This is a genomic window from Paenibacillus sp. YPG26, assembly GCF_023704175.1.
In the GTDB taxonomy this organism is placed as follows: domain Bacteria; phylum Bacillota; class Bacilli; order Paenibacillales; family Paenibacillaceae; genus Fontibacillus.
This window is the reverse complement of record NZ_CP084530.1, coordinates 1237614-1252976: the sequence shown is the minus strand read 5'-3', so window position 1 is coordinate 1252976 and position 15363 is coordinate 1237614. Positions and strand designations below refer to the sequence as shown.

The 15363-nt window shown below is 50.3% G+C and carries 10 protein-coding genes; all 10 read right to left on the bottom strand.

The features are described 5' to 3' along the window. Positions 1-83: 83 nt before the first annotated feature. The 10 genes from LDO05_RS05835 to aspS all read right to left on the bottom strand — a co-directional run bounded on the left by LDO05_RS05835 (position 84) and on the right by aspS (position 14879). Entirely contained in the window at positions 84-2231 is a 2148-nt protein-coding gene (locus tag LDO05_RS05835) for a HelD family protein (protein WP_251377930.1), read from the bottom strand. Positions 2232-2428: 197 nt separating this feature from the next. Beyond that, positions 2429-3076: a YdeI/OmpD-associated family protein gene (locus LDO05_RS05830; protein ID WP_251377929.1), complete on the bottom strand. Its 648-nt coding sequence runs from the start codon at positions 3074-3076 to the stop codon at positions 2429-2431. A 3-nt stretch (positions 3077-3079) separates the two neighbouring features. Then, positions 3080-3829 carry a tRNA threonylcarbamoyladenosine dehydratase gene (locus LDO05_RS05825; protein WP_251377928.1) on the bottom strand — a complete coding sequence of 250 codons (750 nt, stop codon included), beginning with the start codon at positions 3827-3829 and terminating at the stop codon, positions 3080-3082. Between the two features lie 66 nt (positions 3830-3895). Beyond that, entirely contained in the window at positions 3896-6361 is a 2466-nt protein-coding gene (locus LDO05_RS05820) for a glycoside hydrolase family 31 protein (protein WP_251377927.1), read from the bottom strand. A 39-nt stretch (positions 6362-6400) separates the two neighbouring features. Then, entirely contained in the window at positions 6401-8167 is a 1767-nt protein-coding gene (locus tag LDO05_RS05815) for an alpha-glycosidase (RefSeq protein WP_251377926.1), read from the bottom strand. Positions 8168-8214: 47 nt separating this feature from the next. Further along, complete coding sequence (locus LDO05_RS05810) at positions 8215-9054, bottom strand: sugar ABC transporter permease (RefSeq protein WP_251377925.1); 840 nt, start codon at positions 9052-9054, stop codon at positions 8215-8217. Then, positions 9051-10361: a carbohydrate ABC transporter permease gene (locus LDO05_RS05805; RefSeq protein ID WP_251377924.1), complete on the bottom strand. Its 1311-nt coding sequence runs from the start codon at positions 10359-10361 to the stop codon at positions 9051-9053. The genes LDO05_RS05810 and LDO05_RS05805 overlap by 4 nt, the downstream gene beginning before the upstream one ends. Positions 10362-10447: 86 nt before the next feature. Further along, on the bottom strand, positions 10448-11749 hold the full coding sequence (locus LDO05_RS05800; RefSeq protein WP_251377923.1) for a sugar ABC transporter substrate-binding protein: 1302 nt from the start codon (positions 11747-11749) through the stop codon (positions 10448-10450). 161 nt (positions 11750-11910) lie between these two features. Continuing rightward, positions 11911-12936: a LacI family DNA-binding transcriptional regulator gene (locus tag LDO05_RS05795; protein ID WP_251377922.1), complete on the bottom strand. Its 1026-nt coding sequence runs from the start codon at positions 12934-12936 to the stop codon at positions 11911-11913. Between the two features lie 164 nt (positions 12937-13100). Then, positions 13101-14879: an aspartate--tRNA ligase gene (gene aspS / locus LDO05_RS05790; protein WP_251377921.1), complete on the bottom strand. Its 1779-nt coding sequence runs from the start codon at positions 14877-14879 to the stop codon at positions 13101-13103. Positions 14880-15363: the final 484 nt, after the last annotated feature.

Below are 15363 nucleotides of genomic sequence, written 5' to 3'. Positions count from 1 at the left end.
CTAATATAATAAGGGGTCTTCCTGACAGGATGTTATCACATCCTATTGGGAAGGCCCCTTCACTTTACCTACTCAGTGCATATCTAATTCTCCGGCCAAGCCGTAACCGCAATCTCCGGATCATCTACTGTCACATAGGCAGGGAGCTTCTCTCCATGCAGAAGCCATAATTCATGCAGCGCCCGGGTAGCTCCAACATACAGCAGCTTGGCATCCTGCTGCCCGTAATATTCCTCATCCACATCCGTAACCATTACCGCGTCGAACTCCAGCCCTTTGGAGAGATATACAGGAAGAACCGATATGCCTCCCTCGTACTCACTTTTTCGTCCATCAATCAAGTTAAGATCATAACCTAGACCGCTGAGTTCCTTATGAAGCTGCTGGGCATCATTCAGATTCCGTGTCAGCAGGGCTGCTGTCTTGTATGGCCCCTTCTGAATCCGGTCAAGGGCTCTCCTGATTACAGGAAGGCGTTCAGCTCCGGATGCCTTGATCACCTTCACCGGATCCGCACTTCGGAATACAGGTACCGCCAATAGATCCGTGCCTACCCCCTGTCTCAGGATATTATTAGCAAAAGAAATGATCTCCATCGTAGACCGGTAGCTCCGGGTGAGCGCGAAATAAGCTGTCTCTTCCGGCTTGAAGAGCACCTGCATTTCATTCCATTCCCGCACGCCTTTGTAATAGTGGATACCCTGCGATAAATCGCCAAGGATCGTAAAAGAATGACCCTTGCAGAACCGGTCCAGCACAGCGATCTGGAAAGGGGAGAAATCCTGAGCTTCGTCGATTACAATATGATCGAACCGGAGGTTCCCATCGATCTCATCCACACGGGTGAACAGATACAGAAGTGCCGGGAGGTCCTCTTCCTTAATAATATTCTTCTTCAGATTGGCCTGAGTCACTTTGAGTATAGACTTAGGGATCCCTGCCCCCATATTCTCAAGCTGAAGACCCTGCATCTTCTTGGCCCCGATAAAAGCTTTATACAAGGGCAGCGGGGAGAGATCCGGCCATTTCTTGGCATAAGCCTTCTCCCGCTGCGCAGCTCTGGATTTACGTTCCTTCAGCGCAGCTGCCGATGGTGCTCCCTTCAGCTCCATCTCCACCCACCGGTGAATCCGGGCAAGCACCCGTTCCTTGCGCCTGGCAAGGGGATAGGGCTTATACTCTTCTTCATACCACAGCTTGATTGTGGTCAAGGGCAGCTTCGCTCCGTCCCATGGCATGAAGTCTTCTTCAGGCAGACAAGCTGCTTCAAGCTGCTGTACGAACTGGTCTAGCAGATCACGGAACAAGAGCGACCCTTTGAACCTTCCCGGAAGCTCATGATCGTCCAGACGGTTCTGCGATCTATGATCGAACCACTCCGTCAGAGCTTCAGGACCATCGCTTGGAGCCTCATCCAGACCCAGCACATTGGAGGCCCAGTCGCTGAACGTGTTCTGCTGAATGTCCCCGACACCAAGCTCAGGAAGCACTTCAGAAATATAATTGATGAACATGCGGTTAGGGGCGAAAATAATCATTTTCCCCGCAGATATCTGCTCCTTGTACTGGTACAGCAGGTAAGCCAGACGGTGAAGGGCTACGGTCGTCTTCCCACTCCCAGCTACGCCCTGAATAATTAACGCGCTGTTCCTGCCTGCGCGAATAATCTGATCCTGCTCCGCCTGAATAGTAGAGACGATGTCCCGCAGCTTGTTGTCCTTGTTCTCTCCCAGCCGGTAGAGCAGGAATTCATCCGACACGGCAGGACCTTCCTCTTCCGAGTTGTATGTATCGACTACCCGTTCAAGAATCTGCTTGCGGATTACAATGTTACGCTTCAGGTATACGAGTCCTTCGATCAGCCCTTCCGGAGCCTCGTAGACAGCCGAATCCCCACCGGTAAATGAATAGAACAAGCTGGCTACCGGAGCCCGCCAGTCAATGACGATAGGCTGAGCGGTCTCCCCGCCTACTCCTACTTTGCCAATATACAAGGGGGTGCGCGTTCCGCCCTTCTCCTCGAAGTCAAGCCGTCCGAAATACGGCTCCTGCCCGGACTGGGACAGCTGTCTGCGCTGTTGATCCCGCCCGGCCTCCAGCACCTGCTCGGTATAGTCATGCCCGGTGTACACAGGAATGCCGCGCAACCTCACCAGTTCCTTATCGATCGTGTCCAGCGTGCGGTCAAGCCGCGCCTTCTCTTCTTGATAGGCACTTTGAAAATCTTCCATTTCAGTTACCTCCTAAGATAAATTTTGTAAAAAAGGATTTTAAGTATACCATTCAGCTTGTTAAAAAGCGACCGAGAAAAACGACCGCTCCCCCGGCTATATCCAAGGGAGCGGTCGTCAAAATTTCAGCTGTCTATATAATTTGAGCTATCTGTTGTCCATTGTAATTCCTAAGTTCAACTTATCTGAATTTAACTTTAGGGTCTTTTCAGGCCTTGGGTTAATTTCTCAATGGTCTTGCGAACTCTGGCTTCACGCGTCTCAGGCCGCTTCGCTTCCTCAATCCACTGAATGTATGCTTTGCGGTGTGAAGGAGCAAGGCCAGCGAAGAATGCGGCAGCCTGAGCCGATTCACCCAGCAAGGTCTGTAAATCGGCAGGCATGAGCTCCGGTGCAGCTGGTAGCTTGACAGCCTTCTGCGCTGGATTTCCAGTATTCCTGCTTTTTCTTGGAACGGAGCCTACAGCTCCCATGGGGCGATAACGCATGGCGGACCACTTGTCATCGATCGCAATGAGCGACACACCCTCGTATCCCAGAGCTTTTACCGTATCCCAGCCCTTGTCCCGGTTCAGGTCTGTGCCTGCCTTGGCTCCGCCTTTTGGGTAACAGAACCAGAGCAATCCATCTTCTTTGATCGCGCGAATTGCGGTTGGAGCAAGTTCATCCACTTCCCGGACAGAGTGAACAAATACCTGAACGAAGTCACAGCTATGTCCTAGTTCTGGATACCTTGTAGCTTTATCACCCAGCTCCAGTTCTTCCAGGTAACCATCCGGCGGATTCATGATGAGCAGTTCACCCTCGGCAGGAAGCCTCAGTTTGCGTGCGAGCGATTCGTTCATCTCTTAGTTCCTGCCTGTCTCTAACATCTCACGGATCGCTACACTTACCATAATCAAGCCAACCACAGGAGGAACAAAGGAAATGCTGGCTGGAGGCTGCTTGGCTTTGCGGCGGTCCGGCGCATTTTCAGAGACGATTTTCTGAGTAACGTCTTCCCTTGGCTTAACCGGCGGCTCAGTCGAGAACACCACTTTGACACCTTTCTTGATCCCGATCTCACGCAGCTTGCCGCGGATCACCCGGGCCATCGGGTCCATATGGGTCTTCGAAATGTCCGCAACCTGGAACTTGGTCGGGTCCATCCGGTTGGCGGCGCCCATGCTTGAAATGATTGGAATACCACGTTCGCGGCATTCTTTAATCAGATGTATTTTATAAATAATTGTATCCGAAGCATCCAGCACGTAATCCAATTCATATTGGAACAGTTCTTCGTACGTCTCTTCTGTATAGAACATGTTGAGCGCCACGGTCTCACACTCTGGATTAATCAGCTTGACCCGCTCGCACATCAGGTCCACTTTACTCTGACCTACCGTAGTGGTTAAGGCATGAATCTGACGGTTCACGTTCGTAATGTCTACAACATCCTTATCGATCAGGATAATCCGGCCGACTCCAGCCCGGGCCAGTGACTCGACCGCGATGGAACCCACGCCGCCGATGCCTAGAACTGCAACTGTACTATTCTTTAGAATATCCAAGCCCTCTGGGCCGATGGCCAGCTCTGTGCGTGAAAATTGATGAAGCATGTACTTTCAACCCCCCATATACGTTAGATTCATTACTTCATCGTAAGAATGAATCATGGCAGGGTATCATCCATTGACGGAGATCTTGACTCCGTGTTCGTGCCCGGCTCTGAACGGCACTTTGACAGACAGATGATGGCCCTGTCTGTCATAATACCATCCTGCCGTCTGCACCTCAAGATGCGGGAGGCTCGGAACCTCGCTCAAGCCTACTATACGCACGGGTACGAATGACAGCTGATGAATGGTGAACAGAAGCTCCCGTTCATTCCCTGCGACGGCCTCATCTGTATGATTGTAACTGGTGTTGACCTCCAGCACACCGTCCGCTTCTTCAAAGCTTATATGCAGGCAGCTGAATTCCCCTGTCTGGTAGGCGCGGCTGATCCCGTCATCTTCATACAGCATGTACTCGCCTGCAAGCACTTGTCCGTCATGTCCCTCCGTTCCCCGGCCGTAGATATGAACGTTCAGCTTGGACCAGACCGCCTCCCCGGTATGCTGGAGTCCGCTCGTCATCGGAATGACCGCTCCGGATTTGACGAAGAGTGGAATTCTATCAAGTCCCGCTCGCGCCAAATAGGGACGGCCTCCCTCGTATCTGGATCCGGTCCAGTAGTCGTACCACACCCCTTCCGGCAAATAGACGGACCTGTGCTCCGCACCCGGTCTGTAGATCGGCGCAACAAGCATTTGATTCCCAAGCAGGAATTGATCTGACAGGTTAAATGTACGTTCGTCCTGCGGATATTCAAGCACCAAAGGCCGCATGACAGGGAGCCCAGTCTGTGCTGCTTCATGAAACAAGGAGTAGAGGTAAGGCAGCAGAGAATACCTCAGTTCGATAAATGTCCGGCATATCTCCTCTACCTGCTCACCAAAAGTCCAAGGCTCCTGTTGTCTCGTCTCAATGGCGCTATGATTCCGGAAAAACGGGGTAAATGCCCCCAGCTGTGTCCACCTGACCAGCAGTTCACCCGAAGCGTGGTGCATAAATCCCCCGACATCGGCTCCGCAAAAGGCCACACCTGACAACCCCAAATTCATTCCCATCGCCATGAACATCTCCATGTGCTGCCAATAGCTGCGGTTATCCCCGGTCCACACAGCCGCATACCGCTGAATTCCAGCGTATCCCGCACGGGTCAAGACAAAAGAACGCTCTCCCTCCAGCAGGGTATCCAGCCCTTCCTTGGTTGCCTTACACATGAGCATTCCATATATATTATGTAAATCTCCATGAGTTCTCGGTTGACCATTGTTGCCATGAACAACTTCTTCGTCCATGGTTTTTGTGGGAGAATTAAAGACACTCGGCTCATTCATATCATTCCAGATACCGCTGATCCCGTGTTCAACATAGAACCGGTGCAGAGCCCCCCACCATTCCCGGGTCCTTTTCTCCGTAAAATCAGGAAACACACTCGGGCCCGGCCAGACATTCCCGATATACGCTTCCCCGTCCGCGAACTTACAGAAGTGCCGCTCCGCCAACCCCTCTTCATATATGGTGTAGCCCTCATCCATTTTGACACCAGGATCGACAATAGGCACAATACGCAGACCCATTTCTTTAAGCTCCTCTATCATTCCTTGCGGATCAGGGAACTGAACAGGGTCAAATGAAAATACTTTGTAATGATCCATATAATGAATGTCCAGATAGATCGCATCACACGGAATCTGCTTCGCCCGGAACGTTCTGGCCAGATCAAGCACTTCCTCCTGATTCATATAGCTGAACCTGGATTGCTGGTAACCCAGAGACCATAATGGAGGCATCTGCATACGTCCAGTCAACCCCGTATAGGAAGTGACAACCCCGCGGAGATCCTTGCCTGCAATAATATACAGATCCATCTCCCCATTCATGGTCTCCACATCGTAATAATCATTCGATTCCCGCATATCAATCGTCATCCTTCCCGGATGGTCAATGAACAGACCCAGCGAGCCTTCAGCAGAATGATGAATCAGCAGTGGAATAGATTGATACAGCGATTCCATGTCAGGCACATGAGGGTCGAGGACATCCGAGTTCCACATGGTATAACGGTCACCGCGCTTATTCAGATATCCGGTTGTCTCGCCTAGTCCGAAGATAGCGGCCTCCTCCTTCAACTTCCCCCGGCAGCGGAGCCGTGATCCGGAGAAAGAGAACGAGTATTCTCCGTAGTCCTGCTCTGAACCCTGTCTGATCTGCACAGACAAGGTCTCCTTATCCAGTGCCACGTGGAATGCTCCCGTACGAACCACCAGTTTCGACTGATAATCAGTGACTTCCCAATCTTCCTGAGGCTGCTGCGGAATGAGCGCCTCTGTCGGGACCATCTGCGCTGAGTCGGCTTGCAGGGCGCACGCGATTCTCAGTACTTGTGGTGAGAGTCTCCACAGGCTCAGATTACCTGCTTCCCCGTGGACTGTAACACCTGCTTCATGAGAAATGCTGCCCGTAACGGGACCCAAGCTCCGGTATGCCTGCGTGTGCTCTGCGCCCACCTGATCTGGATGAATCTCTTCACTGGTATGCATGCTCTGTCCCCACTCCCCTTTACTTCTAATTGAGATCTATTAATTTGTCCGACAGGTATCCTGTTCCTGGTTCAGCCAAACTCTGAATTCATAGGCACCCAAGGTATGCTGGCTGGGTCTATCTATGGGCTGCGTCTCCTCGCTGCCGAATACGTCATGCCAACGCATGGATCCCCAAGATACATGGACATCCGCCTGTTCAGATCCCCTGTTCATCGCGACAATTAAGTGTTCACATCCATGCTGCCGTTCATAGACAAGCACATTTGAGTCCCTCTCGGCACTACGAATACGGAATTCTCCATTGAATAACGCGGAATGGCTGCGGCGAAGAACAGCCAGGGTGCGGTAGAAGTCATACAGCTCCCGGTTCTGACGTTCCCGCTCCCAGATCATAGGCCGGCGGTTATCCGGATCAAATTCCCCGGCAAGCCCAATCTCATCACCGTAATAAATGCTTGGCGCACCAATATAAGTGAATTGGAAGACTACTGCCAGCTTCATTTTACGGATATCGCCCTTACAAAGGGTTAGCAGCCGTGCGGTATCGTGGGTATCCAAATGGTTGAACAACGACTCTGTCACTTGCTTCGGATAGCGGGCCAAATAACCGCCTATCTTGGCTGCGAATGAATAAGCATCATCATGTCCGAATACAAAAAAATCAAGAACCGCATCACATAGCGGATAATTCATGACACCGTCAAATTGCTCCCCGAGCAGCCACATCATCCCGTCATGCCACACTTCTCCAAGGATATAGGCGTCAGCCTTGACCTCTTTGACTGCTTGGCGGAAATCCCGCCAGAAGGCGTGGTCCACCTCATTGGCGACATCCAGGCGCCAGCCATCTATATCCGTCTCTTCAATCCAGTAACGCCCAAGCTTCAGGAGATAGTCCTTGACCTCCGGATTCGCAGTATTGAGTTTGGGCATCGTTCTCTCGAAGGCGAAGGTCCTGTACGTAGGGATTCCGTCATTGACCTGCAGCGGCCATTCCTGGATATGAAACCAATCATAATATTTCGAATCCGGTCCTTTTTCCAGGACGTCCTGGAAGAATGGAAAAGTAATGCCCGAGTGATTGAACACGCCGTCAAGTATGACTCTGATCCCCTTGGCATGACAGTCCTTGACCAAATCGCGCAGCGTATCTGTTGTCCCGAAATGCGGATCAACCCTGTAGTAATCCCGGGTATCATACTTATGATTGGTTGGCGATTCAAAGATCGGAGTGAAATAAATCGCATTCACCCCCAGTTCTGTCAGGTGGTCCAAATGATCACGCACGCCCTGCAAATCCCCGCCAAAAAAGTTGGTATAACTCGGCTTGCCGCCCCATCGTTCCGTCTGTCCGGGGTCGTTGTCCGTATCCCCATTGGCAAATCTCTCCGGGAAAATTTGATAAAATACCGATTCTTTGACCCATTCTGGCGGTGTGTGTACATCAATCGGGTGCAGAAAAGGGAACTCGAACAGCCCCAAATGTTCCTTGGGCTCACTCTGGTGGAAGCCCCTTTCCGTATACCACACCCTTTCGCTGCCTTCTATCAGAACAAAGCCGTAGGACAATCTTCCATACGGGGGATGGACCTCAGCCTGCCAATAGTCAAATAGCTCATCCGACGACAAATGCTTCATTTCGGCCTTCAGCATGTGAGCCCACGGTGTGCACTTGTCCCCGTACAGCACCTGTACCGCTAACCGGTCCCCCTTACTCGTCCGAAGACGCAAATGAACCGTATGTGGATCATATCCATATGCCCAGCACTCTCCGGGCCTGTGATACACCGCTTCCTTCAACATCAGGATTCACCCGTTCCTTTCCAGATCCGCTGCTTAGAATTCCAAGATCAGCCCTTCTCAGCTCCGGCCGTGAGTCCCTCAACCAGGAATTTCTGCAGAACAATGAACAAGAGGGTTAGCGGGACAGCGACCAGAACACAACCAGCCGCGAACAGCGTGAACTCTGTCGCGAATTGACCCTGTACGATTTGGAAGAGTCCAACCGCAAGCGTCTGCTTCTCCGGCGTGCTTAACACCATATTGGCAAATATAAAATCAACAAAGCCGCCTGTGAAGGAGGTCAAAGCAATGAAAACCAGCATCGGTTTGGACAAGGGCAGCATGATGCTGCGGAATACCGTGAAGTGACCGGCACCATCGATGCGCGCGGCATCAATCAAGCTTTGGGGAATCGTATCGAAATAGCTTTTTACATACAGGAAACCCATAGGTGCCCCCGCAGAATATACGAGAACTAAGGAGAAATGCGTGTTAAGCAATTGAAGCTGCATCAGCAAAATATAAACCGCGATCATACTCATAAAGCCGGGGAACATCCCGATTACCAGCAGGCTGAGCATCAGGTTCTTGCGTCCTCGGAATCTGAACCGGGAGAATACATATCCCGTAATAGTAACCAGTAAAGTACTGAAGATCATGGTGAAGAAGGCCACTTTAACCGTGTTGATGAACCACTGGCCGAACGGGTACGTATCGAACAAATCCTGATAATGCTGGAGTGTAAAGACTGTAGGAATTAATTGATCACTGTAGAGCGCGGTCCCCGGCCTGAACGAAGACATGACTACCCATAAGGCAGGGTATATACAAGCGATTCCAATAAGAATGAGGCCGGCATAACAAGCGAGATTCCCGATCCGGCTCTTGAATTTGGCTCCTGTTCTCATACGTTAAGATCGTCCTCCTTGAAGGCTTTGGTTCTTCGAATGTTCACAATGGCAAAGGATGCCACAAGGATGAAGATGAAAATTCCAATGATTGACGCATAATTGTATTTACCGGTATCCATGGTCAGTTTGTACAACCAGGTAATCAGGATATCTGTATCCCCGGCGGACTGGTAACCCGGATTGGCCGGATTTCCATTGGTCAGTAGATAGATTAGGTTGAAATTATTAATATTTCCGGCAAAAGACATGACCAGCAGCGGCCCAAAAGAGAACATGACCGTAGGGAAAGTAATCGCCCTAAATTGCTGGAACGGGCTGGCTCCGTCAATTTGGGCAGCTTCGTAATAATCTCTTGATATCGTAGAAAGGATACCGATCACCATGAGCATCGTGATCGGGAATCCGATCCAGACATTTACCATAATGACCGTTAATTTAGCCCAAAAGGGATCGGTCAGCCATGGCAGATCGCTCAGGCCGAAATATCTCAAGTATTTATTGATTGGCCCAAATTCACCGTTGAACATATTTCTCATAATGAGCAGGGAAATGAACTGCGGAATCGCGTAAGGAATAATAAATAAGGTACGCCAGAATCCTTTGAACCGGATCCCCCTCTTCTGTACCATCAGGGCTACTACAAATCCTCCGATGAACGTCGTAAGCGTTGCACAGATGGTCCAGATTAGCGTCCAGAATACGACTCCGAAGAACGTGCGGTTCCAGGCTTTGATCGTAAAAATATCTTGGAATCCGCCAAGACCGATCCAATCCACCAGCTTGGCCGGCGGCAGGTAATTCGGGGAGGAGTAATTCGTAAACGCAAGGAGAATCATGAACAAAATCGGCATGACCGTGAAGAAAATTACCAGCAGGATTGGCACGGAGATGACCAGATGAGGAAAGTGAATTCCGGTAATCCGATGCAAGGTCTCTCTGAAATGGGGTGCCTCTGCGCCGCTCTCACGGAGCTTACCAACCAAATAAGCATCACGTACGTTCGTTATATAGACAAAAAGCAGTACTAGGGCTGCCAAAATTACAACCATGCCCTCAATCATGAGAAATATGGAATGGTCCCCCCGTACATTGACATACAGCCTTCCCACTTTCTCCAGATGATCCGCCTGTTCGCCAAGTGTTGTAAGCCCCCAGACTGCCCCTGGAATATATAGGGCTATACGCAGGCCAAGCAAATATAATACAAATAACAACAGTCCCTTTATATACTGGCGATTGTAGACTTGTCCGAGTCCCATCCCGATTAGCGATAATACTGCCGCCCATTTTCTGTGCTGGATCATTATGACTCATCTCCCGTATGACTAAAGTGGGGACGTCATCCAAGAGGTAAGCCCCTAAGATGACGCCATTCCTGAAACAGGAAGTATTATTTCTGTAGAGTCTTCATTCCTTCCTTCATGCTCTCAACCGCATGATCCAGCGTAGTCTTGGGATCTTGGCCCTTCCAAATTAGCTCCAGTGCATTGGCCATGGGTGCCCATACCTGCTGCATTTCGAACAAGGTCGGCATAGCCACGGAATTCTCAAATTGCTTAATAGCGCCAGTTACCATAGGGTTCTTCTTGATTACCGGCTCCTCCTCCATCCCTTTCCGTGCGGGGATAAATCCGGTCTTTTCAAAGTTTTTGAGCAGGGCTTCGTGGGTTGTAACATGTCTCGCAAATAACTTCGCTGCATTCGGATACTTGCTATAAGCACTTACATAATAAGCTTTGACACCTGCAAAGGTCTTTGGAGTCTCCCCATTCGGGAATTTCGGGAGCGGGACCATCCCAGCTTCAAACGGTAATTTGGAGAAATTGCCGATATTCCACACCCCGTCAAGATTGATCGCAAGCTTGCCATCCTGGAATAAAGCCGTTTTTACATCCGTGGTTGCATCGGCAGCTTCCATAGGAAGAATTTCGCGCATGGATTGATAATATTTCATCGCCTCAACGGCTTGCTGGCTATTCAGACCAATGTCGCTTGGATCGGTATTGTCTTTGCCGAAGATATAAGCTTTGTAGCCGGAGAAGAATGGATATGCAAAGTACAGATTGTTCAGCTGCATCATAAATCCATATTTCTTACTCTTAACATCTGTGAACTCCTTAGAGAAGCGGATGATGTTATCCCAACTGGACAGATCGCTTTCTTTCACCAGGCTCTTATTGTAGTACAAGGCATAAGTCTCCATGTTCCGCGGATATCCATACAGAATGCCATCCTTGGTCACCGCGTTAACCGCAGTTTCTTGAAATTCCTCCCGTGTCTGTGCTTCATAGAAATCATTAGGGAGCACGAATCCGCCCGCCACAGCCTCACTGAGATTATCATGAGGAAGTACAAGCACATCGGCACCAAGTCCCGCCGGACCGTCAGTTTTCATTTTCTTCAACTGCTCGGGCGCTCCTTGTTCCTGAACCTCAACTGAAATGTTGTATTTAGCACTAAATTCCTTAGCTATTTCGCTCAGAAAAGGAACCCCATCCTTGCCATCCCACACTAACAGCTTGGCTCCCGGTTCAGGGGTCAACTCTTCCTGTCCTTCAGCAGTAACCGCGGTCCCTTCTGTCTGGTTCGGCTGCTTTGCGGTATTCCCGCTGTTCCCTTTAGCTGAGCATGCCGCCAGGCTGAACACTAGAATGATTGATAATAACAAGATGCTCCACTTTTTTGTCTTCATGAAATAACCACCCTTCAGAAATTGATAAAATGAGAAAGAATAAAGCAAATTTATTGCGTGTACATCTGTATGGATCTCAAATCAAGTGAAAAATCACCCCCTGAATAAATAATCGATTGGATTAAACGTTTAATCATAGTATAAAAAATATAGCAAAATAACTATATTTTTTGAAAGGGAATCGTGCTTTGGCGAACGATAAGACTTACCGGCAGCACGACACTTCGTTCCACGGAAGATGCGTTCCCATTGATTTGATCCAGAAGCATCGATACCGCGACCTGGCCCTTGCCCACCACGTCCTGCTTGATGGTTGTCAATGAAGGAATCATGTAATTCGCATAAAAGTTATCATCAAAACCCACGACTGAAATATCACGCGGAACATGGAGTCCAATATCGTGCAGCCCGCGGATCAATCCTATAGCGGTTACATCGGAGAAAGCAAAAATGGCGCTGATTCTCTCCTTGGAGCTGCCTATCCGCTGAGCCGCATGATAACCGCCCTGAATAGAAGAGGCTTGCTCAAAAACAAGCTTCGGATTGCTCTGGATGCCAGCTTCCTTCAAAGCCCGCAGATATCCTTGGTAACGGAGATAATTAACCCCGCCTTCTTCCAGCTTCCCGGTAAGCACACCGATAACCTCATGGCCAAGTCCGATTAGGTGTCTTGTCCCCAGATACCCTCCTACTTCATCATCCAGATCTACCTGATAGAATTCCGGGCTGGTAAGATGGCTATCGAGAAAAACGCACGGGATTCCCATCGCTGTTATTTTGCGGTACACCTCGGAATGCTCATATCCACCAACTACAATCAGTCCGTCCAGGTGACGCTGACGTACAAAGGCGAAGTCTTCATCATCCTCAATACCTACCAGAATCACCTGTACTTCAGAATTTCTCGCCCCGTTCTCCACACCGCGTACAAGTTCCCAATAAAAAGGATTATCCTGCAGCATACCCTTCTCAATAAAAGGAACCACAATCGCTATCAGGTGGGAATTTTTGTCCTTTAAGCTGCGTGCGGAAGCGCTGGGCACATATTGCAGTTCCTGTATGACCTTGTTCACTTTACTGATAGTCTTGGCTGACACTCTCCCCGTACCGTTAATCACATTCGATACGGTTGCGATGGATACGCTTGCAATTCTGGCAATGTCTTTGATTGATACCTTATTGTTCATGTTGTCTCCTAATCTGATTAAACGTTACACTAACTATTTAGATTAAATCATCACGAGAAAATATTGTCAATTACTTTTTGATGAGATCGGATGCCTGAACCTCTGAGCAGAGAAAAACCCCTCGAAATGATAGTCTCATCATCCGAGGGGTAAGCTTGCCTGATTTATTTCTTCTCTTCAACCGGCTTCTTCGCCAGCTTGATGTGAAGCTGATCGATCTGCGCTGCATCCACTTCTGAAGGAGCGTTCATCAGCAGATCTGTTGTACTTGCTGTTTTCGGGAATGCGATAGTCTCACGCAGGTTCGTACGGCCCGTCAGGAGCATAACGAGACGGTCGAAGCCAAAGGCCATACCTCCGTGTGGAGGGGTGCCATATTCAAATGCATCCAGCAGGTAGCCGAATTTATCTTGGGCTTCTTCTGTGGAAATGCCCAGTGCCTTGAACATTTTCTCCTGAATCTCTCGTTTGTAGATCCGCATGGACCCTCCGCCCACTTCATAACCATTAAGAACAAGGTCATACGCTTGGGCAAGAATTTGGCCCGGATCTGTATCGAGCAGAGCCACATCTTCTTCACGCGGGCTTGTGAACGGGTGGTGTTCAGCCACATAACGCTTCTGCTCTTCGTCCCAACCAAGCAGCGGGAAGTCCACGACCCAGGCAAATTTGAATTTGCTGTCGTCAATCAATCCCAGCTGGCGTCCAATCTTGAGACGCAGATTCCCCAGAACATCCGCTACCACTTTCTTCGTATCCGCAGAGAAGAGCAGCAAATCTCCCTCTTCCGCTCCTGTACGCTCTTTAATTGCTTCGATCTCTTCCGGTGTGAAGAACTTGACGATTGGCCCTTTGAACTCGCCATCTTTGACCTGAATCCACGCAAGGCCCTTCGCACCGTAACGTCCAGCGAACACGCCAAGATCGTCGATATCCTTACGGCTCCACGTTCCGCAGCCTTTGGCGTTCAGAACTTTGACCTCGCCGCCTTTTTCAATAACGGAAGCAAATACTTTAACCCCGCTTGCTGCCACGATATCACTAACCTGGATCAGCTCCAGACCAAAACGCAGATCCGGCTTGTCCGAGCCGTATTTGCCCATAGCATCAGCATAGCTCAGGCGCTGGAACGGGGTCTCAATATCGGCATCAATTGTCTCTTTGAACACACGGGCTACCAGCTGCTCCATCATGCCCAGCAGCTCGTCCTGTGACAGGAAGGAAGTCTCGATATCGACCTGCGTAAATTCAGGCTGACGGTCTGCCCGAAGGTCTTCGTCACGGAAGCAGCGGGCAATCTGGTAATAACGCTCAAGACCTGACACCATCAACAGCTGCTTGTACAGCTGTGGAGATTGAGGAAGCGCGAAGAATTCCCCCGCATGTACCCGGCTTGGCACGAGGTAGTCTCGCGCGCCTTCTGGTGAGCTCTTGGTCAGAATCGGCGTCTCCACCTCGATGAATTGCTCTTTATCCAGGAAGTCGCGGAACACCTTAGCCGCTTTGGAGCGAATCAACAGCGTTTTTTGCATTTCAGGACGACGCAAGTCCAAATAACGGTATTTCAGACGTACAGATTCGTCTACTTCCACTCCATCCTCGATGAAGAACGGAGGTGTCTTGGCTGCGTTAAGCACTTCAATCTCAGTAACCTGTACTTCGATTTCACCTGTTGGCAGGTTCGGATTCACGGTCTCAGGATCACGCTTCACGACCTTACCTTGAACGGCAATGACATATTCACTGCGCACACGGTCTGCAATCTGAAGAGCTTCTCCAGAGTATGCCGGGTTAAAAACGACCTGTACGATCCCGCTGCGGTCACGCAGGTCGATGAACAGCACGCCTCCGAGATCCCGGCGGGTCTGCACCCAGCCGTTCAGTGTAACTGTTTCTCCAATGTTCGCATTGCTCAGAGAGCCGCTTTGATGAGTTCTTTTCACTTGTAATTCCTCCTTAGGTGGTGGACCCTCCCAAACCCTCCCTAGAAGGGAGGGCCCCAAGGGCTCTGCCCTCTGGACACCCTCAATATTGATGAGGGAGCCAGAGAGGCGGTCTCTTGGTCGGGGAGAGCATGGATTCGCTTGTCGTCCCTGACGGGACCCGCTTGGCTTTGCTCGTACTTGGATACTGGGAAAAGCCCGGCGGATGGTGATAGTTCTTTGGTGCATTAGTGTATATGTTGACGTAATAGCCGCTTGCCGTCCCGTTGGGACCCGCTCTACGTTGGTGCTGTAACTTTGAGTGCTACTTCGTGCGCGGAGCGCTCTCCCTACGGGATTCGCTGGGGGCTGCTGTGCAGAGCTTCTTAGTGCTGCTTCGTGCTTGGAACGCTCTCCCTGCGGGATTCACTGGGGTCTGCTGTGCAGAGCTTCTTAGTGCTACCTCGTGCTTGGAGCGCTCTCCCTACGGGATTCGCTGGGGTGC